This is a genomic window from Rhabdothermincola sediminis (assembly GCF_014805525.1).
Lineage (GTDB): Bacteria > Actinomycetota > Acidimicrobiia > Acidimicrobiales > Acidimicrobilacustridaceae > Rhabdothermincola > Rhabdothermincola sediminis.
Map to the genome: position 1 here is coordinate 155,720 of NZ_JACFSZ010000007.1, position 20,097 is coordinate 175,816.

18 protein-coding genes are annotated in these 20,097 nt (G+C 68.9%); all 18 read right to left on the reverse strand.

The genetic code is table 11. The features are described from left to right. Positions 1–94 precede the first annotated feature (94 nt). The 18 genes from HZF19_RS07755 to HZF19_RS07840 all read right to left on the reverse strand — a co-directional run bounded on the left by HZF19_RS07755 (position 95) and on the right by HZF19_RS07840 (position 19,781). The gene (locus tag HZF19_RS07755; protein ID WP_208028193.1) at positions 95–829 is read right to left on the reverse strand and encodes a TIGR03936 family radical SAM-associated protein; all 735 of its coding nucleotides are present in this window, start codon (positions 827–829) and stop codon (positions 95–97) included. Beyond that, positions 826–2,787: a TIGR03960 family B12-binding radical SAM protein gene (locus HZF19_RS07760; RefSeq protein WP_208028194.1), complete on the reverse strand. Its 1,962-nt coding sequence runs from the start codon at positions 2,785–2,787 to the stop codon at positions 826–828. Before HZF19_RS07760 ends, HZF19_RS07755 begins: the two co-directional genes overlap by 4 nt. Positions 2,788–3,004: 217 nt before the next feature. After that, entirely contained in the window at positions 3,005–4,078 is a 1,074-nt protein-coding gene (gene rodA / locus HZF19_RS07765) for a rod shape-determining protein RodA (RefSeq protein ID WP_208028195.1), read from the reverse strand. A gap of 83 nt (positions 4,079–4,161) precedes the next feature. Continuing rightward, on the reverse strand, positions 4,162–6,138 hold the full coding sequence (gene mrdA, locus HZF19_RS07770) for a penicillin-binding protein 2 (protein ID WP_208028196.1): 1,977 nt from the start codon (positions 6,136–6,138) through the stop codon (positions 4,162–4,164). A 30-nt stretch (positions 6,139–6,168) separates the two neighbouring features. Next, the gene (gene mreD, locus HZF19_RS07775; protein WP_208028197.1) at positions 6,169–6,693 is read right to left on the reverse strand and encodes a rod shape-determining protein MreD; all 525 of its coding nucleotides are present in this window, start codon (positions 6,691–6,693) and stop codon (positions 6,169–6,171) included. After that, a complete protein-coding gene (gene mreC / locus HZF19_RS07780; RefSeq protein WP_208028198.1) occupies positions 6,672–7,502 on the reverse strand; it encodes a rod shape-determining protein MreC in 831 nt (276 codons plus the stop codon). The genes mreD and mreC overlap by 22 nt, the downstream gene beginning before the upstream one ends. Before the next feature lie 13 nt (positions 7,503–7,515). After that, the gene (locus HZF19_RS07785) at positions 7,516–8,550 is read right to left on the reverse strand and encodes a rod shape-determining protein (protein WP_372443444.1); all 1,035 of its coding nucleotides are present in this window, start codon (positions 8,548–8,550) and stop codon (positions 7,516–7,518) included. Between the two features lie 218 nt (positions 8,551–8,768). Continuing rightward, entirely contained in the window at positions 8,769–9,179 is a 411-nt protein-coding gene (gene ndk, locus HZF19_RS07790; RefSeq protein WP_208028200.1) for a nucleoside-diphosphate kinase, read from the reverse strand. A gap of 298 nt (positions 9,180–9,477) precedes the next feature. After that, positions 9,478–10,770: a bifunctional folylpolyglutamate synthase/dihydrofolate synthase gene (locus HZF19_RS07795; RefSeq protein WP_208028201.1), complete on the reverse strand. Its 1,293-nt coding sequence runs from the start codon at positions 10,768–10,770 to the stop codon at positions 9,478–9,480. A gap of 14 nt (positions 10,771–10,784) precedes the next feature. Next, positions 10,785–12,062 (reverse strand): ATP-dependent Clp protease ATP-binding subunit ClpX, encoded by a 1,278-nt coding sequence (gene clpX / locus HZF19_RS07800; protein ID WP_208028202.1) that lies wholly within the window; start codon positions 12,060–12,062, stop codon positions 10,785–10,787. Positions 12,063–12,099: 37 nt separating this feature from the next. Next, positions 12,100–12,732 (reverse strand): ATP-dependent Clp protease proteolytic subunit, encoded by a 633-nt coding sequence (locus HZF19_RS07805; protein WP_208028203.1) that lies wholly within the window; start codon positions 12,730–12,732, stop codon positions 12,100–12,102. Beyond that, positions 12,732–14,126 carry a trigger factor gene (gene tig / locus HZF19_RS07810; protein ID WP_208028204.1) on the reverse strand — a complete coding sequence of 465 codons (1,395 nt, stop codon included), beginning with the start codon at positions 14,124–14,126 and terminating at the stop codon, positions 12,732–12,734. The genes HZF19_RS07805 and tig overlap by 1 nt, the downstream gene beginning before the upstream one ends. A 91-nt stretch (positions 14,127–14,217) precedes the next feature. Then, positions 14,218–15,753 carry an amidase gene (locus HZF19_RS07815; RefSeq protein ID WP_208028205.1) on the reverse strand — a complete coding sequence of 512 codons (1,536 nt, stop codon included), beginning with the start codon at positions 15,751–15,753 and terminating at the stop codon, positions 14,218–14,220. Between the two features lie 80 nt (positions 15,754–15,833). Beyond that, positions 15,834–16,943, reverse strand: a complete 1,110-nt coding sequence (locus HZF19_RS07820; protein ID WP_208028206.1) for a hypothetical protein — start codon at positions 16,941–16,943, stop codon at positions 15,834–15,836. A gap of 63 nt (positions 16,944–17,006) precedes the next feature. Beyond that, the gene (locus HZF19_RS07825) at positions 17,007–17,594 is read right to left on the reverse strand and encodes a protoglobin domain-containing protein (RefSeq protein ID WP_208028207.1); all 588 of its coding nucleotides are present in this window, start codon (positions 17,592–17,594) and stop codon (positions 17,007–17,009) included. 16 nt (positions 17,595–17,610) lie between these two features. After that, complete coding sequence (locus HZF19_RS07830; protein ID WP_208028208.1) at positions 17,611–17,973, reverse strand: roadblock/LC7 domain-containing protein; 363 nt, start codon at positions 17,971–17,973, stop codon at positions 17,611–17,613. A 52-nt stretch (positions 17,974–18,025) separates the two neighbouring features. Next, positions 18,026–18,742: a hypothetical protein gene (locus tag HZF19_RS07835; RefSeq protein ID WP_208028209.1), complete on the reverse strand. Its 717-nt coding sequence runs from the start codon at positions 18,740–18,742 to the stop codon at positions 18,026–18,028. Positions 18,743–19,214: 472 nt separating this feature from the next. Beyond that, positions 19,215–19,781, reverse strand: a complete 567-nt coding sequence (locus HZF19_RS07840) for a GTP-binding protein (RefSeq protein ID WP_372443445.1) — start codon at positions 19,779–19,781, stop codon at positions 19,215–19,217. Positions 19,782–20,097 lie beyond the last annotated feature (316 nt).

Genomic DNA, 20,097 nt, shown 5'->3' on the forward strand with positions numbered 1-20,097 from the left:
CGGCCGGCAGGGTCTGTCCCGCCGGCGGTGGCCCACCCGCTGCAGGCTCCCCGTCGTGGTTGACGGCTGGGTCGGTCATCGATGCGTTCCTTCCTCACAACGCACGCACCTCGGCATGCGCAGGCGACGTCGCGTCCGAAGCGGCCAGGGGCTCGCGCTTGGCGCCGTCGTCGCTGATCCACTGGTGAGTCCGGCACACCCGGCCACCGACCTCGATCGGATCGGGATGGGGTGGGTCGAACAGGGCCACGAGCTCCGCGGGACGCACCCCGCGCGGCTGGGTGGCGAGCTCGGCTTCGAGCACCGTCAGGCCATCGCTGGCCGCCTCGACGGTGAGGTCGAGCAGGGCGGGTCGCAGGTCGTCGGTGACCGGTTGACCCTTGCGCTCGCGGGTCACGACCAGGCTCGGCGCATCGAGGAGCCGTCGCACCTGGTCGCCGGCGTGAGCCGCCGGGACCCCCGGCAGCTCCATGCGCCAGGTACAGCTCGTGACCGCTTGCTGGAGCGACGTCGCTCCTGGGGGAAGCTCCTCCAGCGCATCGACACGGAGCCCGGGAGGGAGCAGGTGGGAGAGCTGCTCGGGGAGCAGCGAAAGATCGACCCCGGCCGCTTCCGGCTCGGCCAGGTCGATGTCGAGATACTCGGCCGTGGACTCGTACCCGGTGGACAGCGCCAGGCCGAAGTGCACTCGCGGCCGGGGTGCGAACCCTTCCGTGCGGGCCACGGGCAGTCCGGCCCGCCGGACGGTGCGCTCCCAGATGCGAGCGACGTCCCGATGACTGGTGAAGCGGATCTTGCCCAACTTGCTGAAACGGAGGCGGATCCTCACCAGCGCGCCACCTCCACCGGGCGCCCCGGCAGCAAGGCGACCGGCACCTCGCCTCCGGGGGGCAGGTCCTGCCAGGTGCCCTGACTCCCGCCGGCCGGCGGGACGGCGGAGGCGACGATGTGCTCGATCGAGTAGCCGGTGCAGGCGCCGCAGTCGTAGCACGGCGTCCACCGGCAATCGGGGAGGCCCACCTCGGCGAGGGCATCACGCCAGTCCTGCCAGAGGAAGTCCTGGTGCAGACCCGCGGACAGGTGCTGCCAGGGGAGCACCTCGTGCTCGTCACGGTGGCGATGCACGTACCAGTCGATATCCAGGCCGTGCGCCGCCATCGTGTCGACCCAGAGGTCGTGGTCGAAGCGCTCCGACCACTCCTGGAAGGTGCCACCCTTGCGCCACACCGTCTCGATCACCGGGCCCAAGCGACGATCACCACGGCTTGCGAGCCCCTCGATCAGCGACGCCCGCGGGTCGTGCCACTTGAGCTGCACCCCCCGCTCGCGCTTGGTCGCGTCGCGCAGCAGCCCGATCTTACGGCGAAGCTCAGTCACGGTGTTCTGACCGAACCACTGGAACGGCGTGAACGGCTTCGGCACGAATCCGCCCACCGAGACCGTGGCCGACGCCTGCTTGGTGTGGGCCCGGCCGATCTGCACCACGTTGCGGGCCAACTCGGCGATACCGAGCGTGTCGGCGTCGGTCTCCGTGGGCAGCCCGGTGAGGAAGTACAACTTCACCCGTCGCCACCCCTGCGAGTACGCACTCTCGACCGCCGCGTAGAGGTCCTCGTCACGGATCAACTTGTTGATCACCCGGCGCATCCGCCAAGTGCCGGCCTCGGGCGCGAAGGTGAGGCCGGTGCGCTTGGAGCGCTGGATCTCCGAGGCGATGCCGACGGTGAACGCGTCGACCCGCAGGCTCGGCAACGACACCGACACGGGCTGGCCACCGGGCGCGTCGTCGATCACCCCACGTACCAGGTCCTCGATGCCGCTGTAGTCCGCGGTGGACAGCGAGGTGAGGGCCACCTCGTCGTACCCGCTGCGGCGCAGGCCGTCCGCCACCATCGTCCGCACCTGCTCCGCGGGGCGCTCCCGGACCGGGCGGGTGATCATCCCGGCTTGGCAGAAGCGGCAGCCCCGGGTGCAGCCCCGGAACACCTCGACGTTGAGACGGTCGTGCACCACTTCGGTCAGCGGCACGAGCTGGCGCTTCGGGTATGGCCAGTCGGCCAGATCGGCCACCGTGCGCTTCTCGACCCGCTCGGGCACATCGGGATACCTCGGCGTGATGGCGACCAGGTCACGGCCGTCATAGGTGACCTCGTACATCGAGGGCACGTACACCCCCGGCACCTTGGCCAGTTCGCGCAGCACGTGCTCGCGGGATCCCTCGGTGCGGCCCGAGGCCTTCCAGGCCCCGACGACCTCGGTGAGCTCCCCCACGACCTCCTCGCCGTCGCCGAGCACCACCGCATCAAGGAAGTCGGCGAGTGGCTCGGGGTTGTAGGTGCAGTGCCCACCGGCGACCACGAGGGGATGCTCCGGACGGCGGTCGGTGGCACGGACCGGCACGCCGGCCAGATCGATGCAGTTGAGGACGTTCGTGTAGACGAGCTCGGCGGAGAGGTTGAACGCCAGCAGGTCGAACTCCCCGGCGGGTCGGTGCGAGTCGACCGAGAACAGCGGGAGCCCGCGAGCGCGCAACAGCTCCTCGAGGTCGACCCACGGGGCGTAGGTCCGTTCGGCCACGGCGTCGGCCCGCTCGTTGAGGATCTCGTAGAGGATCTGCAGGCCCTGGTTCGGCAGGCCGATCTCGTAGGTGTCGGGATAGACGAGCAGCCACGAGACCTTTCCGGGCCCGTGCTCGGGCCGGATCGCGCCGTCCTCCAGACCGATGTAGCGGGCGGGCTTTTGGACCTTGGCCAGCAGGGGTTCGAGCTGTGGCCACAGATCGTTCATGTGCACCACAGCCTACCGGACGGGCCCACCCCCAGCGGCCCGGCTCCCCCACCCGGCTCCCCCACCCGGCTCCCCCACCCGGCTCCCCCTGCCCGCGACCGCCTCTTCCCGTTCTGTTCATCGATCCGCGGTTCGAGACCGCGGATCGATGAACAGAACGAGAAGGATGGGGACTCGGCGGGCCGAGACCGGGGCTCGGGCGGGCCGGGACCGGGGCTCAGCGGAAGCGGCGCATGTGGACGTTCAGCACCAGCCCGAGTGATGCGAAGGTCGTCAACGTCGAGGACCCCCCGTAGGACAGCAACGGCAGGGGGATGCCGGTGACGGGCATGATCCCCATGGCCATGCCCACGTTCTCGAAGACCTGGAAGGCCAGCATCGACAGCACCCCGACGCACAGCAGAGTGCCGAGCAGGTCACGCGAAAGCTGCGCGGTCCGCCAGATCCGCCACATCACGACCCCGTAGAGCCCGAGCACCGTCGCCGCGCCGGCGAAGCCGAGCTCCTCCCCCACGGCGGTGAAGATGAAATCGGTCTGCTGCTCGGGAACAAACTGCAACTGCGTCTGGCGACCATCGAACAGCCCCTCCCCGGTGAGCCCGCCGCTGGCGACCGCGATCTGGCTCTGGGTGACGTTGTAGGTGGTCCCCTGCGTGTCCCGGCCGGGGTCGAGGAACGCGGTGAGACGGTCCTTCTGGTACTGCTTGAGCACGTTCGAGTTCAGGATGCCCACCACGCCGATGAGCCCCACGAGGGTCAGCGCCACGATGTAGCGGAGCCGCAGGCCCGCCACGAGCAGCATCCCGAGCACGATCGACACCAGCACCAGCACCGTGCCCAGGTCCGGCTGCAGCAGGATCAGCGCCATCGGCGCCCCCGACACCCCGAGCAGCACTGCAAGGCGCCGCAGGTCGATATCGCCGGCCCACATGGCGAGTACCGCGGCGAGGGTGAGGATCAGCACCGCCTTGGCGAACTCGGCCGGCTGCACCTGGAACGCCCCGAACCCGAACCACGCCTGGGCTCCCTTCGACTGCTGTCCGAGCGGCGAGAGCACCCCGAGCAGGCCGAGCATCATGGCGCCGTAGAGCGTCCACGCCCAGTCACGCAGACGCCGGTAGTCGACCAGGGTGACCACCACCATCACCGCTGCCCCGATGGTGACGAACAGAGCTTGGCGCACCAGGAACGAACGATCGGGTGGATCGGTCGGGCCACGGGTGGCGCTGTACACCATGAGTACGCCCGTCGCCGCGAGAGCGGCCACCGACACGACCAACACGACGTCCACATGGCGCCACGGCGCGGACAGATCACGGCGGCTCCGATCGGCGCGAGGCCGTGCGACCGACGGGGCGAGGGACGGCACCACCGCTACTCGGAACCCCCGCTGATCTCGGACGGGTCGGTCAACCGCTGCCCGGACACCAGCTCGAGCAGGCCGCGCACCACCGGCGCGGCGGCCTCGGCCCCGAACCCGGACTCCTCGAGAATCGCGACCATCGAGTACCGGGGGGCGTCGACGGGGGCGAACGCTGCGAACCACGACGAGTCGGCCTTGCCCTTGACCTCTGCCGTGCCGGTCTTGGAGGCCACCGGGAAGGCGGCCTGGTCGAAGCCCCGGAACGGAGCGTAGGCGGTGCCCTTCGGATCCGCGGTCACCCCCCGCAACCCTTGGATGATCGGGTCGCGGATCTCGGGCGGGAGCGGCACCTGGTGCTCGACCACCGGCTCGATCACCCGCACCACCCCGCCCGGGTCAACCGGATCGTTCGGTGACCGCAGCACCCGAGCCACCACGTTCGGCTGGTAGATCGTCCCCCCGTTCGCCAGCGCGGCGTACACGTTGGCGAGCTGCAACGGCGTTACGAGCACGTCGCCCTGGCCGATGGACATGTTGATGTTGTCCCCCGGGTACCAGGTCGGATCGCCGATCGCCTGCTCCTCGGGAGGAAGGGACTCCCAGATCTTGCGCTTCCACTCCGGTGTGGGGATGTTGCCCGCGCGCTCGTCCACCAGCGGGATGCCGGTCGGTTGGCCCAACCCGAACGCGTAGGCGGCATCCTGCATGGCCAGCTCGCCGTAGACATCGCGCTCCCGGTAGAAGCGGTGGCCGAGCCAGTAGTAGAAGACGTCGCTCGACACGGTGAGCGACCGGGCCACGTTGACCGGCCCGGCTGCGGACGGGCTGCCGAACACTCGGTCGCCGGCATCGTAGGAACCCCGATCGTTGTAGGTGGTCGTCCGGTCGATCAGGCCATGCGAGAGGGCGGCATAGGCGGTGATGGGCTTGAAGGTGGAGCCCGGGGCGTACTGGCCCTGGATGGCCCGGTTGATGAACGGGTTCTCCGACACCGCCCCACCGGTGAGCTGGTCGTAGCGGGTCTGGCTGATGCCGTTCACGAACTCCTCGGGGTTGTACGTCGGCACGGAGGCCATCGCCACCACATCGCCGTTGTTGGGGTCGAGCACGACCACCGCGCCCGCCGGCGCGGCCCGTAGCCGGCCGTCCCGGGTGCGCCCGCCCCGGATCGAGTCGAGCTTGTCCCGCAGCGCCTGCTCAGCGAAGCGCTGCACGTCCAGATCGACCGTCAGCTGGATGTCATGGCCCGGGACCGGTGGCTGCTCGTCGATGGTGCGCACCACCCGGTTCTGGGCGTCGACCTCCACCGTCTTGATGCCTGGACGCCCCCGCAGATCGTCCTCGTAGCTGCGCTCCACACCGTTCTTCCCGATGTTCGAGTCGGGCTGATACGGCTTGTCGTTCGGCTTGGGGCTCTCCGGCGTGCCCTGCTTGTCGGCCAGCTCCTTCGCCGAGATGCGGCCCACGTAGCCCAGCAGATGCGCGGCGGTCTCGCCGTAGGGGTAGGCGCGCACCGATTCCCGGCGCACACCAACCGAGGGGAACTCGTCTGCTCGCTCACTCAGATAGAGGAACAGCTCCTCGGGCACATCGATCGCCACCGGCACCGGCTGCAGGGGGTTGTACTGCTTGTCACCGAGGCGCCGTTCGATGGTGGACACCTTCGTGGGGACCCCAAAGCGGGTCAGGGTCTCGGCGAGGCGACGCTTGAGCGCCGCGCTGTCGGGGACTGCCTGCAGGTCGTGCGGGTTCACGGTGACCACCAGCGAGGTCCGGTTGTCAACGATGACCCGACCCTTGGCATCGAGGATCCGGCCACGGGGGGCCTCCTCGGCGATGGTGCGCACCCGGTTGGCCTGCGCCTCCACCTGGTACTCGGGCGCGGCCATGACCTGCAGGTACCACAGGCGGGCGAACAAGGTCCCGATGAGGGACACCACGACCACACCGAGGATGCTCAGGCGAAGGCGGGGAGACTCGCGGTCCATCAGCGGAACCAGTCCATCAGATCGGGCCCGTCACCTCGTCGCGGGCCGCAAGCCCGGTTGATCGTCCCAGGCCCACGCCACGACCGGCCGGACCAGCGGGTACAGGAGCAGGTTGGTCCCCGCCACCACGATCATCACGACCGGGAGACGTGCGGTGACCGCGCTCACCTGGCCCACCACCTCGGCGACCACGGCGTAGAGACCGACGCCGCCCGCGCTGGCCATGGCCGCGAGCATCGCGGGGAGCACCCGGCCGGTGCGCAACACGCTGCCCTGGAGCCGGCCAGCTCCGAAGCCCACCAGGCAGTAGACGAGCGCCGAGAGGCCGAGCGGGGTCTGCACCAGCAGGTCGAGCACCAAGCCGGAGAAGAACCCGATCACCGCCCCCCGGTCGGGCCCGCCGGTCATCCCTGCCACCACGGCCACCAGGAGGAACAGGTCCGCTGACACGTCAGCCACCCGCAGCTGCGAGAACAGGCCGCGCTGGAGCACCGCGGCGGTCAGCAGCAACAGCCCGAAGCGGGCCGCGCTCTTCATGGCTGGGTCGGCTCCCACAACACCACGGTCACGAACGACAGATCCGACTGGCGGGCCAGCATGTCGACAGCCAGCTCGCGCTGCAGCGATCCCTTGCCGTCACCCACCTCCGCCACCGTGCCGATCGGGATGCCCTGCGGGAACGTGGAGCCCGCCACGCCGCTGGTGACGAGGATCTGACCCGGGAGCACGACCCGATCGACGTCGACCGTGGCGCTCAGCCGGGTCCCGTCCCCCCGACCGCGGGCCACCCCCAGGACGTTCGTGCCCACGACGCTGAAGCCGACGGAGAAGTTGCCGCCTGACAGGAGGTCCACCACGGCCCGGTCACCGGAGACGCGCACCACCCGCCCGATGAGCCCTTGGCCGGTCACCACCGGCATTCCCCGACGCACCCCCGCGTTCTCTCCCCGGTCGATCTCGATGGTGCGGTCGAAGTTCGACACCGCACCCGAGATGACCCGCGCCCGGGCGGTGGGGAGGTCGCCGACGAACTGGATGTCGGCCTGCTCGAGCAGCTGGCGCAGCGATTGCTTGGCCACCTCGCCGCTGGTGATCTGCCCTTCGAGCTCGTCGACCCGCTGGCGCAGCTCCTCGTTCTCCTTCGCCAACTCGTCGTAGGAGAAGGCCCCGTTCCAGGCGTTGCGTACCGGTTCGAAGGTGTCGGAGGCGAAGGAGCCGACAGGCTCGAACGCGGAGAGCACCGCAGAGCGGGCCCGGTCGAGCGGTTCGAAGCCCCGGAAGTCGAGGGTGAGCAGGGTGATGGAGGTGAGGATGAGCAGCAGGAGCGTCAAACGGGAGCGCCCGGTGCGCCGGGAGACAGCCACGGCGGCCGCTCCGTCAGCCGCTCACGTTGGCCGAGAACAGCACGCCCTTCAGGGCTTCGAACTCCTCGAGTGACTGTCCGGAACCGATCGCCACCGCGTACAGCGGATTGGGGGCGATGACGATGGGCATGCCCGTCTCGTGCTCGAGCCGGGCGTCGATGCCGTTGAGCAGCGCGCCGCCTCCGGCGAGGACGATGCCCTGTTCCATGATGTCGGCAGCCAGCTCCGGCGGGGTCTTGTCGAGGGTGACCTTGACCGCGTCGACGATCGCCGATACGGGCTCCTCGAGGGCGTCGCGGATCTCCTCGGTCGAGGTGACGATGGTCTTCGGGAGCCCGGTCAGCAGGTCACGGCCGCGGATCTCGGCGTGGAGCTCCTGCTCGAGCGGCCAGGCGGAGCCCAGTGCCATCTTCACCTCTTCGGCCGTGCGCTCGCCCACCGCCAGGCTGTACTCCTTCTTGATGAAGTTGATGATGGCCTCGTCGAGCTCATCGCCGCCCACGCGGATCGACTGGCTGGTCACCACCCCACCGAGGGAGATCACTGCGACCTCGGTGGTGCCGCCCCCGATGTCGACGATCATGTTGCCGGTCGGCTCCTGGACAGGCAGACCCGAGCCGATCGCGGCGGCCATTGGCTCTTCGATGATGTAGGCAGGCTTGCGGGCGCCGGCGAACTCCGCAGCCTCCTGCACCGCACGCTGCTCGACCGGCGTGATGCCAGAAGGCACCGCGATCACCATGCGGGGCTTGGCCCACTTGGAGCGGTGCACCTTCTGGATGAAGTAGCGCAGCATCTTCTCGCAGTAGTCGAAATCCGCGATGACGCCGTCCTTCAGCGGGCGGATGGCCCGGATGTGGGCAGGGGTGCGACCGATCATGCGCTTGGCCTCGGCTCCCACCGCCACCGGCCGACCGTCGTTCACGTTGACCGCGACGACAGACGGCTCGTTCAGGACGATGCCTTCCCCGCGTACGTAGATCAGCGTGTTGGCCGTACCGAGGTCGACGGCCATGTCGCGACCCACGAAGGATGACAGCGACGACAGGACTTGTGCGGCCATTGGTTCCGCTCTGGCTCCGGGAAGAGGCGGGCGAGGTGTGATCGCAGGCTAGGCCAGATTGCCCACCGTTGCCCGGTGGGCCCCGGGCCCTTCTCAACTTGTCAGCCTACCCCTCTGTAACGTGATCGCAACAGTGTCGCCGCCCGGGCCGGGAAGGCCGCACGCCGTGGGGTATCCGGTGGCGGAGGCCCGGCTCGCCTGGATCAGCCCAGCCCAGGGAACCAGATGCCGATCTCACGGGCTGCGGACTCGGCCGAGTCCGACCCGTGGATGAGGTTCTCGGTGAACAGGATCCCGAGATCGCCCCGGATGGTGCCGGGCGCAGCTTCGCGGGGGTTCGTGGCCCCCATCATCGTGCGCACCACCTGCCAGGTGTCCTCCGGACCCTCGACGACCATCACCACGGCCGGGCTGCGGGTGATGAACTCGATCAGCTCACCGTAGAAGGGCTTCTCCGCATGCTCGGCGTAGTGACGGGCAGCGGTCTCCTCGTCGACCTGGCGCAGCTCCATGGCCACGATCTTCAGGTTCCGTCGCTCGAAGCGGCTGATGATCTCACCGACGAGACCACGCTCGACGGCGTCGGGCTTGCAGATGACGAGGGTGCGATCCATGAGCGCAGCAGGCTAGGCGTACGCCGGCCGGCCGGTCGAACCGCCCTTCCCCAGGCCACCCCACCCCAGCCCCGACGCCACCCCACCCCAGCCCCGACGCCACCCCACCCCAGCCGCGCAACCGGCCTGTCGAACGCGTGCCTCAGCACGCGTTTGACAGGCCGAAACGCAACAGGGGCGGACGACCCCGACCCCAACCCGGCCGCCACCTCGCAACCGGCAGGTCGAACGCGTGCCGCAGCACGCGTTCGACCTGCCAGAACGCGATCCCGAAAAGCGTGGGGTCGAGCGGGCGGGGTCAGCGGGTGAGGTGGGCTCGGGCCGCACCGGCCACGTAGATCGAGCCCGTCACCAGGACCACATCGTCCTCGCTGGCGATCGCGAGCGCACGGCTCACCGCCGCCTCGACGCCGGCCACGACCTCCACGTCGAGACCAGCGAAACGCTCCCGTGCAACCTCCGCGATGACCTCGGCGGGCACCGCCCGAGGCGAGGGCGCCGTGCACGCGATCAGCACGTCCGCTCGCCCGGCGTCGAGCGCCTCGAGCATCGCCCCGACGTCACGCTCCGCCAGCATGCCGACCACGAGGATGCGCCGGCCACCGACGTCGAACTCGTCGTTCATGGTGTCGGCGAGCGCGGAGGCGCCGTCGGGGTTGTGGGCGCCATCGACGATCACCAGCGGGAGGTGGCCCAGCACCTCGAAGCGGCCGGGCGCCCTCAGCCCCGCGAACGCGGCCCGCACCACCTCTGCATCGAGCGCCCGAGCGAAGAACGCCTCGGCGGCCGTCACCGCCAGCGCGGCGTTGTCGGCCTGGTGCCGGCCGTGCAGGGGTACGAACACGTCCTCGATGACCCCACCCGGGGTGCGGAGGTCGAGCAAGCGGCCACCGACCGCCACCCGGTCCTGCTCGACGTCGAAGTCCTCGCCCCGGACCCAGGTCCCTACGTGCGGCTCGCGCTCGAAGATCTCCCGCAGCTCCGGTTCGGTCTCGCCCAGCACAAGGAACGACCCCGGCTTGATGATGCCGGCCTTCTCGGACGCGATCGCGGCCCGCCAATCCCCCACCCCGTCGGTGTGGTCGAAGCCGATGTTGGTGATCACCGCCACGTCGGCGTCGACGACGTTGGTCGCATCGAAGCGCCCGAGCAACCCCACCTCCACCACCGCGACGTCGATTGCGCTGTGGGCGAACCACGAGAGTGCCGCCGCGGTGAGCAACTCGAAGTACGACGGCGTGACCCCCGCCAGCGGCTCGAGCTCGGCGATGTCGGTGATCAGTGCGGCGAAGTCGTGGTCGGAGATCGGCTCCAGGTTCCACATCAGCCGTTCGTTGATGCGCTCGAGGTGCGGGCTGCTGTAGGTACCGACCGACAACCCGTGCTCCACCAGCAGCGCCGAGACCATCCGCGCCACCGAGCCCTTGCCGTTGGTGCCTGTCACGTGCACGACCTTGAACGCCCGCTGCGGGTCGCCGAGCACACCGGCCAGCCGCCTGATGGGTTCGAGCGACAGCCCCTCCACGTGGCCGGCCGTCGCCTCGCGGTTGATGTGGCGATCGAGGTAGTCGAGCGCGCCGGCGTAGTCCACCCGCTGCTCGGTGATCAGGATGCCGCTCGCCGTGGCCGGGCCTGGGCGGTCTGCCCGCTGGCACGCGGCACCAGCGTCGGGTTCACCTTCTCGAGTACGACCCCCTGGTCGATGACCACCTTCCCGACATCCGTGCGGCTCGGGAGGTCGTACATCACGTTGAGCAGGACCTCTTCCAGGATGGCCCGCAAGCCCCTCGCCCCGGTGCCCCGCAGCAAGGCCTGATCGGCGATGGCGGCGAGCGCATCGTCGGTGAACTCGAGCTCCACGTCCTCGAATTCGAAGAACTTCCGGTACTGCTTGACGAGGGCGTTGCGGGGTTCCACCAGGATGCGGATCAACGCCTCCTGATCGAGGTTGCTCACCGCCCCGAGGACGGGTAGCCGTCCGATGAACTCGGGGATGAGCCCGAACTTGAGGAGGTCCTCCGGGAGCACCTTCGCGTAGATCTCGCCCAGGTCCTTTTCGTCACCGGAGCGAATCTCGGCGGCGAAACCGACGCCCTTCTTGCCGATGCGGCTCTCGATGATCTTGTCGAGCCCGGCGAAGGCACCGCCGCAGATGAACAGAATGTTCGTGGTGTCGATCTGGATGAACTCCTGATGGGGATGCTTTCGCCCACCCTGCGGTGGCACGGAGGCCGTGGTGCCCTCCAAGATCTTCAACAGCGCCTGCTGCACCCCCTCACCCGACACGTCACGAGTGATGGACGGGTTCTCGCTCTTGCGAGCGATCTTGTCGATCTCGTCGATGTAGATGATGCCCGTCTCGGCCTTCTTGACGTCGTAGTCAGCCGCTTGGATGAGCTTCAGCAGGATGTTCTCGACGTCTTCGCCGACGTAGCCGGCCTCGGTGAGTGCGGTGGCATCCGCGATGGCGAACGGTACGTTCAGCATACGAGCCAGCGTCTGAGCGAGCAGTGTCTTGCCGCAGCCCGTCGGCCCGATGAGCATGATGTTGCTCTTGGAGAGTTCGACGTCGTCGTTGTGGGTGGCCCCGTACTGCACCCGCTTGTAGTGGTTGTAGACCGCGACCGAGAGGATCTTCTTCGCCGCGTCCTGACCGATGATGTAGTCGTTCAGGAACTCGTAGATCTCACGCGGCTTGGGGAGCTCATCGAAGCGCAGGTCCGAAGACTCGGCCAGCTCCTCCTCGATGATCTCGTTGCACAGGTCGATGCACTCGTCGCAGATGTACACGCCGGGCCCGGCAATGAGCTTCTTGACCTGCTTCTGTGACTTGCCGCAGAACGAGCACTTGAGGAGCTCACCGCCGTCTCCGAACTTGGCCACCTCGCCTCCCCCGTGTTCCCTGCGATTCCTGCGTTCCCTACCGGACGGCCGAGATCGGACCGGACTTGTCGGCCAGCTGCCTGGCCGTGATCACCTCGTCGATGATGCCGTATTCGCGGGCCTCCTCCGCGGACATCACGAAATCGCGGTCGGTGTCTCGGTGGATCTTCTCCACCGGCTGGCCGGTGTGGCGGGAGAGGATCTCCTCCAGGAGCGTGCGGAGGCGCAGGATCTCCTTCGCGGCCAACTCGATGTCGGTGCCCTGCCCGAACGCCTGCGAGTAGGGCTGATGGATGAGGATGCGGGTGTGGGGCAGGGCGAGCCGCTTCCCCTTGGTGCCCGCGGCGAGCAGCACCGCGGCTGCGGACGCAGCCTGCCCGAAGCAGATCGTGGCGATGTCGTTCTTCACGAACTGCATGGTGTCGTAGATGGCCAGCAGCGCGGTGATGCTGCCCCCTGGGCTGTTGATGTAGAGGGAGATGTCCTTGTCGGGGTCTTCCGACTCGAGGTGCAGCAACTGAGCACAGATCAGGTTGGCAGCCACGTCGTCGATGGGCCAGCCCACGAAGATGATGTTCTCCTTCAGCAACTTGGAGAACAGGTCGTAGCGCTTCTCGCCCATCGCCGTCTTCTCGTCGACGTAGGGCATGTAGTCGTAGATCGGCTCCATCACGAGTCGTCCTCTTCGTCGCGGTGGGTGTCGGTGTCGGCCGCTTCGGATTCGCCGTCGTGGTCCGTGGGCTCGTCGGCGGGGTACTCGAGGTCGGCCCGGTCGATCGGATGGCCCTCTTCGTCGACGATCTCGACCCGCTCGACCAGCCAGTCCAGGGCCTTGCGCTTCTTGATGTCGGAGCGTACCGCCTGCTCCTGGCCGCCGCGCGCGAACTCCTCCCGCATCTTGGCCGGGTCCACACCCAGCCGCGATGCCGCCGCCTCGTACTCGGCGTCGAGATCCTCCTCGGTGGCCTCCAGGCCCTCTGCGTCGGCGACCGCCCGCAGCGCCAGGTCGACCTTGGCCGACACGGTGGCCGTCTGGCGGAGCTCCTCGAGCAGCTGCTCCTGGGTGCGGCCGCTGAGCTCCAGCCAGCGCTCGAGACCCATGCCCTGGGCCTGTAGCCGCATCAGCAGGTCGTTGAGGCGCTCGCGCATCTCCGCCGTGACGAGCGCCTCGGGGATCTCGTCCTCGACCAGCTCGGCGAGCGCCTCGCCCACCTTCTCCCGCAGCGCCATGCTCGCCCGGGCCTTCTTCACCGTGCCGATCCTGGTGGCGTAGTCGGCTCGGAGCTCGTCGAGCGTGTCGAACTCCGACGCCTCCGACGCGAACGCGTCGTCGAGCTCGGGCAGCTGGCGCTCCTTGATCTCCTTCACCAGCACCCGGAAGTGCAGGTCCCCCTCGAGCTCGCCGCTCGGGTGCGGGGCGTCGAACTCGAAGATCTCCCCCACCTTCGCCCCCCGGAGCTGCTCGTCCAGTTCGGGCACGATCAGCCCGCTGCCGACCTGGTAGAGGTAGTCGTCTGCGGTGAGGCCCTCCAGCGGCTCGCCGTCCTGGGAGCCGGCGATGTCGATCGTGACGTAGTCGCCGGCGGCGGCGGGACGGTCGACGGCGGCCAGCTCGCCGAACTGCGCTCGGAGCCGCTCGAGCTGGGCATCGATCTCGTCGCTGGTGACCGTGGGAGAGGGGATGGCCACCCGCAGGCCGGCGTAGCCCGGCACGGTGACCTGCGGGCGGACCTCCACCACCGCGTCGAACGCGACAGCGCCGTGCTCCTGGCCGTCGACGATGTCGATCTCCGGGGCGGCGATGACATCGACGTCGTGCTCGACCACCGCCTGCGCGAAGTAGTCGGGGATGGCGTCGTTCAGCGCCTGCACCCTGGCGGTCTGCTTGCCGATGCGGGCCTCGAGCACCTTGCGGGGCGCCTTGCCCGGTCGGAAGCCGGGGATGCGGACCTCACGGGCGATCTTGCGGAAGGCGTCGTCGATCGCCTTCTCGAACTCCTGTTCGTCGACCTCGACCGAGAGCTTGACCTTGTTGCCCTCGAGGGGCTCGACGGTGCTTTTCACAGGCTGGTGAGTGTACCGGCCGGGGTCGAGCGGCCGTGCACCCGCCGCGGCGACGCCGGCGCGGGTTCGCCGCTCGGGCCCGGGTGGAGCTTCAGACGCTGCTCGGCGCCACGCCACTCACCGCTGGCGCCACCTTGGGCCAGCCGATCTCGCGCTCGTAGGCCAGCGCCACGTCGAACAGCTCGGCGTCGCGATGGTGGCGGGCGAGGACCTGCATCCCGATCGGGAGCCCGTCGAGTGTCCTGGCAGGGATCGACACCGCAGGATTGCCGTAGATGTTGGAGATGATGGTGAGCCCACCCATGGTCACCAGGTCGGGCACCTTCTCCACCACCGCGTCGACGAGTGCGTTCGACAGGCGCGGGAACGCGCCCCCCACAATCCGCACCGTGGCCATCAAGCCTCGGAAGGCGGCGCGGGCGGCCGGGCTCGCCTTGGCCCGGTCGATGAAGGTCTCCGTCGGGCTGGAGGTCGTGGCCTCGGCGGGGAAGGCCGGGCCGGGGTTGGTGGCCGAGATGATGTAGTCGACCTGCTCGAATGCGGTGGCCATCGCCTCGTTCGCCTGCACCCGCTGGGCCTCGGCCACGCTCGCCAGGTGGAGGTTGTAGAGCGACTGGGCCATGATCGTCCCGAGCGCGATCTCGTCGGTGAGATCCTTCGCACAGCCCGGCCAGTGGGGGCCGAGCTCGGCGAGCAAGGTGGAGAGGTTCCCCATCGCCCACTGGGCGGCGAGGTTCGGCAGCCGCAGGTCAAGGTCGACCTCGACCATGCCGGTCAGCTCGATGAGGTCCTTCGCCGCTGCCCGGATCAGCTCCTCCACGCCGGGCTCCAAGCGGACACCGGCGATCGACGGCAGGACCGCGACCCGCTTGCCCCTGAGCTGCGTCCCGCCGAGCCCGGCTTCCCAACCGCCGGGGTTGGGCAAGCTCCAAGGGTCGCGCGGGTCGACCCCGGCGCACACGTCGAAGTGGCGGGCCGCGTCTCGAACGGAGCGAGCCAGGCACCCCAGCACCACGGTTCCCGGCCGGAAGAAGGCCACCGGGCCCCGGCTGATGCGCCCGTAGGTGCCCTTCATGCCGAGCAGCCCGCAATAGCCCGCCGGGATGCGGATGGAACCTCCGCCGTCCCCACCGGACGCGATGGTGACCAGTCCGCCGGCCACCGCCGCTGCGCTCCCACCGGAGGAGCCCCCCGCGGTGCGCCCCCGCCGCCACGGGTTGTGGGTGACGCCGTTGAGCTTGGTGACGCTCACGTTCAGCCCGCCGAACTCCGACGCGGTCGTGAGCCCCACGGGCACCGCGCCACCGTCTTCGATGAAGCGCCGCACGCTCTCCCCGGTGTAGGTGGCGATGCGGTCCTTGAACACCAGCGAGGCGCCGGTGTCAGGCCAGCCCTCGACCTGATCGAGCTCTTTGATGCCCACCGGCACCCCACCGAAGGGCTTGCTCACGTCGGCCTGCTCAGCAGCTGCGAGGGCCCGCTCGGGGTCGAGGAAGGAGAAGCAGTTGAGGTCACTCGCGCCGATCGCGTCGAGCGTGGCCTGCAGCTCCTCCTTCGGCGAGCGGGTGCCGGCGCGGAACGCGTCGACCAGCGAGCAGGCGTCGTCGAGCCATGGAGTGTCGGTCATCGCACGATCCTGCCCGACCCGCAGCCACTACGCACGATGACTGCGAGCGCGGGCAGCAAGGTCGCGAGCGGGGCACCACCTCACGAACCCACCACCCTGGTCGCGATCGCTCGGGCGTCGGGATCTTCAGACTCGAACTCGACATCCACGGTGAGCTGGCCGGGACCGGCGAGCTCGCGTACCAGCGCCCCGCCCTCGCCGACCAGGTCGACCGCTGACCAGCTGAGCGTGACCCTCTCCACCCGGTGACTGCCCACACGCTTCGGCTCCGCTCGAAGGCCGGGTTCCCGGAGCCGGATCGCGTGGCCGCTCGTGTTCAGCTCGCCGAGTACATCGACCACAGCCTGGTACTGCGGCGTTCCCGGGGGGAACAGCGATGCGGCCCGTCCGGATGCGGGCTCGGCGAGCAACGCCACCCAAGACCGCAGGAACGCCTCCCCCCGAGTCGTGGCCCCGCGCGCTGCCACCTCCGGCACCGGTGAGGATGCCGGCGCCGGGACGATCGGATGGGTCACCGACGACTCGGGTGAAGATGGACGCGCGCCGGGGCTCCGGACATCCTGAGGGCCGCGCCCGGCCACAGCCGCACCGACCACCGCGGCGAGGGCGATCGCGGCGACCGCTGCGACCGTGGCAAGTCGTCGCCGTGGTGGCCCGGCTGGCGGATCGATCCGGGCAGGGGCAGCGGGGCCATCCGCGGGAGCCGGCGGCGGCTCACCGAGATCTACCGCGGCGAGCTCCCGCCGCCGGATCTGGTCGCCGGCGAGGTTCGGGTGCACGAGCTGGGCCGTTCCGGTGAAGCCCTTGGTCAGGACCGCGGTCGGTGCGTCAGGAATGGGCTCGGTCGGGGCGAGACCAGCCTGCACCCGCTGCTCGAGGAAGGTGTGGAGCTCGGGGGAGAGGACCCCGCGGGCTCGCTTCAGGAGCGCCTTGCGCTGACCCCGTGCCGAGACGGGCAGGCCGATGAAGGCGTCGACCAGCGCGCTGTAGACGAGTTCGGTCTCGCCCGTGTCCAGGGATTGTGTGACCCGATGGACGAGCAGCGCCGCGTCCGCCCCGGGCGCGAGGCACCGCCGTGCGAGTCGCAGTGCCTCAGCTCGGTGTTCCGCGACCCCTGATGCCACATCGGCCCGCAGCCCGCGCCCGGCGTCCACGACCGCCGGCCGGCGTGCATGGACGAGAACGGTCATGCGCGGCGGGACTCGTGCCACGCCTTCGCATCCGGGAGGATGCTGCCAGCGGGCAGGGCCTCATCAGAGGGACGCACGCCCCTCCGCCTCCATCTTCTTGACTTCGATGGCAAGCATCCGGCCGGTCAACTCCGGCTTGAGGCCCGCGAGGTCCTGGAGCGCGTCGATATAGGACGACGTGTAGGACTCCGAGATGAGCGACACGACCGTGGCGCCGAGATGGGAGAACGCGGTCGTGAGCGCGTCGACCTCCTCGGGAGCGAGCGATTCAACGGCCTGCCCACGGACATAGTCAGTCACCACCGAAGCAATCGAGACCATCATCGGGTTCTTCACCCCGCGCCTGATGTGCACCACTCCGACGAGCGTCATCCAACGGAAGTACGACAGGTCGAGCGGCCCGTTCACCGTTCGCTGCCACCAGTCACGCAGCGTCTGCTCGCGAGCCGCGCGCTCGCCCTCCTCGAACACGGACGCGGTGGGGCCGTGAGCGAAGAGCGTGTCGTAGAACATCTTCACCAAGCCGTCCTCGAGGCCCAGGAGGAAGTCCCGGTGCTGCGCGATGGTCTTGGCATCATCGTCAGTCAGAGTGCTCTCAGGCACGACCTGCTCGAGGATCATGTCGGTGAGGGTGATGATGTCGGGTGCCATGGCTTCCTCCCGCCTCTCAGATGACCTTGGCGATGTTCGCCGCTGCTCGCTTGACGTCGAGGAAGATCAACCCGAGCTTCGCGTCGGGCTTCGCCAGCACGGTCAGCACCGCCTCCTGGCCTGCGTAGGTCAGCAGCACGTAACCGTCGTCGCCTTTGATGAGCACCTGTTCAAGCTCCCCACGGGCGAGCTCGGCTGCGGTGCGATCACCCAGCGACAGGATGGCGGCCGACATCGCACCGACCCGGTCCTGGTCGAGGCCGGCCGGCAACTGGGCGGCCATCATGAGGCCGTCCGTTGAGATGACCGCGGACGCCTCGATATCGGCTGACGTGCCGTTGAGCTCGTTCAGCACGGATTCCAATACGTCTTCGCGCATGGCGTGTCCTCCTTGCTCGGATGGTTCTGGTGGTCGTGGGAGTTGGTAGGGGTCAGGGCTGGCTCGGCTCGGGTGAGTGGGGCATGAGGTCGAGGTTCTCGGAGGGCGGATCGGCGATGTCCTGGGGTCTGCGGTCGTAACGAACCGACAGGGCCCAAACGAGATCCACGAAGCAGGGATGGTTGAACCGCGGCAGCCCCCCGAGCACGAGCACGAAGACGGTGCCGCCGATCTGCAACGGCCAGAACCCCACCTCGCTGTTGCCCGCGGCATCGACTAGGGCCCAGGCGTGGGCCCGATTGCGATCATCCTCGGAGGCGAGCACCGCGAAGTTGTGACGGGCCTCCAGCGACGCGACGTCAGCACCGAGCGCCGAGAGCTCGACTGCCGCTCCTTCGGAGAAACCGATCGCGGAGAGACAGAACCCTTGCTGATCGGCCAACAGTGCCTGCCCGGCCTCAGACAGCGGCGCCAGCATGCCCGGGAGGAGGTCCTCGAGCGCGCGGTCGGGTGCTCGGCGCTCCTCGTCGAGGCCTTCGACCAGCGCATCACACTGCATCAGCCAGAGGATCTCGATGGCTCGAACCGGATCATCGATTTCGAGCCATCGGCAGAGCGCGCCGATCTCGAGGCGAGGAGTCGATGGCTCCCGAAGCAGTGCCCGTAACAGGGTGCGCTCCGCGGTTGGCTCCCGCTGGGTGGCGGCCAGATAGGCGCCGCCGGGCGACGGTCGGACCCAGACGTGATCGGCCAACTCCAGCCCGTCCACTACGAGGACCCCCCTGGTGCGCGGTCCCACTTGGGGGCCCGGCGATCCCGGGCGGGCGGCGGTGCCGACCAGTCGGGAGGTCGCCGCCTAGAGGAGCTCGAGGGAACGGAGGCGAACTTCGATTGCTCAGGCTCCTCCACGCCCGAACGGCCCCGGCCAACGGAAGCGAGCGCGCTCTGCAGCGCGCGAAGTGTGAGGGGCTTGGCGACCCGCCGGTCCGCGAGGGCCTGGGAGGACTCGTCCCCGCCGAGCCCGACGATCGCCAGATGCGGATGTGCTCTGCGAAGCGATCGAATGACATCCCGCACGTCGAGCCCATCGAGATCAACCAGCGCCACTGACGCCTGCTCCGCACGCGTTACGGTGAAGGTGCTGCGGCTCTCGGTCCGAACATAGATCTCGAGCATCTCGGTCAACCGATGATCGAGGTTGGCGAGCACTACCCTCACCGGTCCGACAGCCGGGGCCGGCATCACCGCACTCCGGCCTCAGCCCGGGTCCCGTCAACGTCGAGTCCCGGGTCGAGGCTGAACAGGAGGGCCTCCACGAGACGGGCCACGTCCGATCGCTGGCGAGCATCGACGGTGAACACGGGGCCGTGCAATCCGAGCCGTGCCAGGTGGTCCACGTACTCCCCGAGGGTAGGCACCGCGCGAAGGTCGGTTCGGGTGACGCCGACCGCCAGCGCGGTCCGCTCGATCAGTGGGCGGTACGCCTCGACGAAGCTGGTCAGATCGTCGATCGGGGCAGGAGCGGCGTTGTCGATCAAGATCGCCAGGCCGAGCGCACCTTCTTGGAGGATCTCCCACATGAAGTCGAACCGTTCCTGTCCCGGCGTGCCATAGAGGTGGAGCTGATCCTCCACCGACAAGCGCATGACCCCGTAGTCCATCGCCACCGTGGTCTTGGGCTTGCGGTGCTTGGTCCCGTCGGTGGCGATGGTGTCCGTGCTCACCGGGGGCCGATCGCTCAGAGAGGCGATCGCAGTGGTTTTTCCCGCTCCCACAGGTCCTGTGAAAAGGACCTTGTAGTTGGTCACGGCCACCACCCGTCGCCGGCGCTCGGTCATCGTGCCGGTCATGACCAGCGGTTCGCCCACCCCACGGTGATCCATGGCTAGTGTCCCGTAAGGTTGTTTCGCCAAGAAATCTGTGAGATCGGGAATTTTCCGGTGTGTGGCGCGTTCGTGCTGGTGACACTGCCAGCATCGAACGGAGACGCCATGGCTAAGCGAGGACGCCCCACCGTCGAGATCATCCTGACCCCAGCCGAGCGCCGACAGCTCGAGAGCTGGGCTCGTCGCCACTCGAGCGCGCAGGCCTTGGCGTTGCGGTGCCGGATCGTCTTGGCGTGCG

Coding starts and splice junctions, on each gene's coding strand:
- HZF19_RS07760 (WP_208028194.1), bottom strand. CDS start 2,787: ATGAACGATCTGTGGCCACAGCTCGAACCCCTGCTGGCCAAGGTCCAA.
- mrdA (WP_208028196.1), bottom strand. CDS start 6,138: ATGGACCGCGAGTCTCCCCGCCTTCGCCTGAGCATCCTCGGTGTGGTC.
- ndk (WP_208028200.1), bottom strand. CDS start 9,179: ATGGATCGCACCCTCGTCATCTGCAAGCCCGACGCCGTCGAGCGTGGT.
- HZF19_RS07805 (WP_208028203.1), bottom strand. CDS start 12,732: ATGGAGCCGATCTACGACTACATGCCCTACGTCGACGAGAAGACGGCG.
- HZF19_RS07815 (WP_208028205.1), bottom strand. CDS start 15,753: ATGACCGACACTCCATGGCTCGACGACGCCTGCTCGCTGGTCGACGCG.
- HZF19_RS07820 (WP_208028206.1), bottom strand. CDS start 16,943: ATGACCGTTCTCGTCCATGCACGCCGGCCGGCGGTCGTGGACGCCGGG.
- HZF19_RS07825 (WP_208028207.1), bottom strand. CDS start 17,594: ATGGCACCCGACATCATCACCCTCACCGACATGATCCTCGAGCAGGTC.
- HZF19_RS07830 (WP_208028208.1), bottom strand. CDS start 17,973: ATGCGCGAAGACGTATTGGAATCCGTGCTGAACGAGCTCAACGGCACG.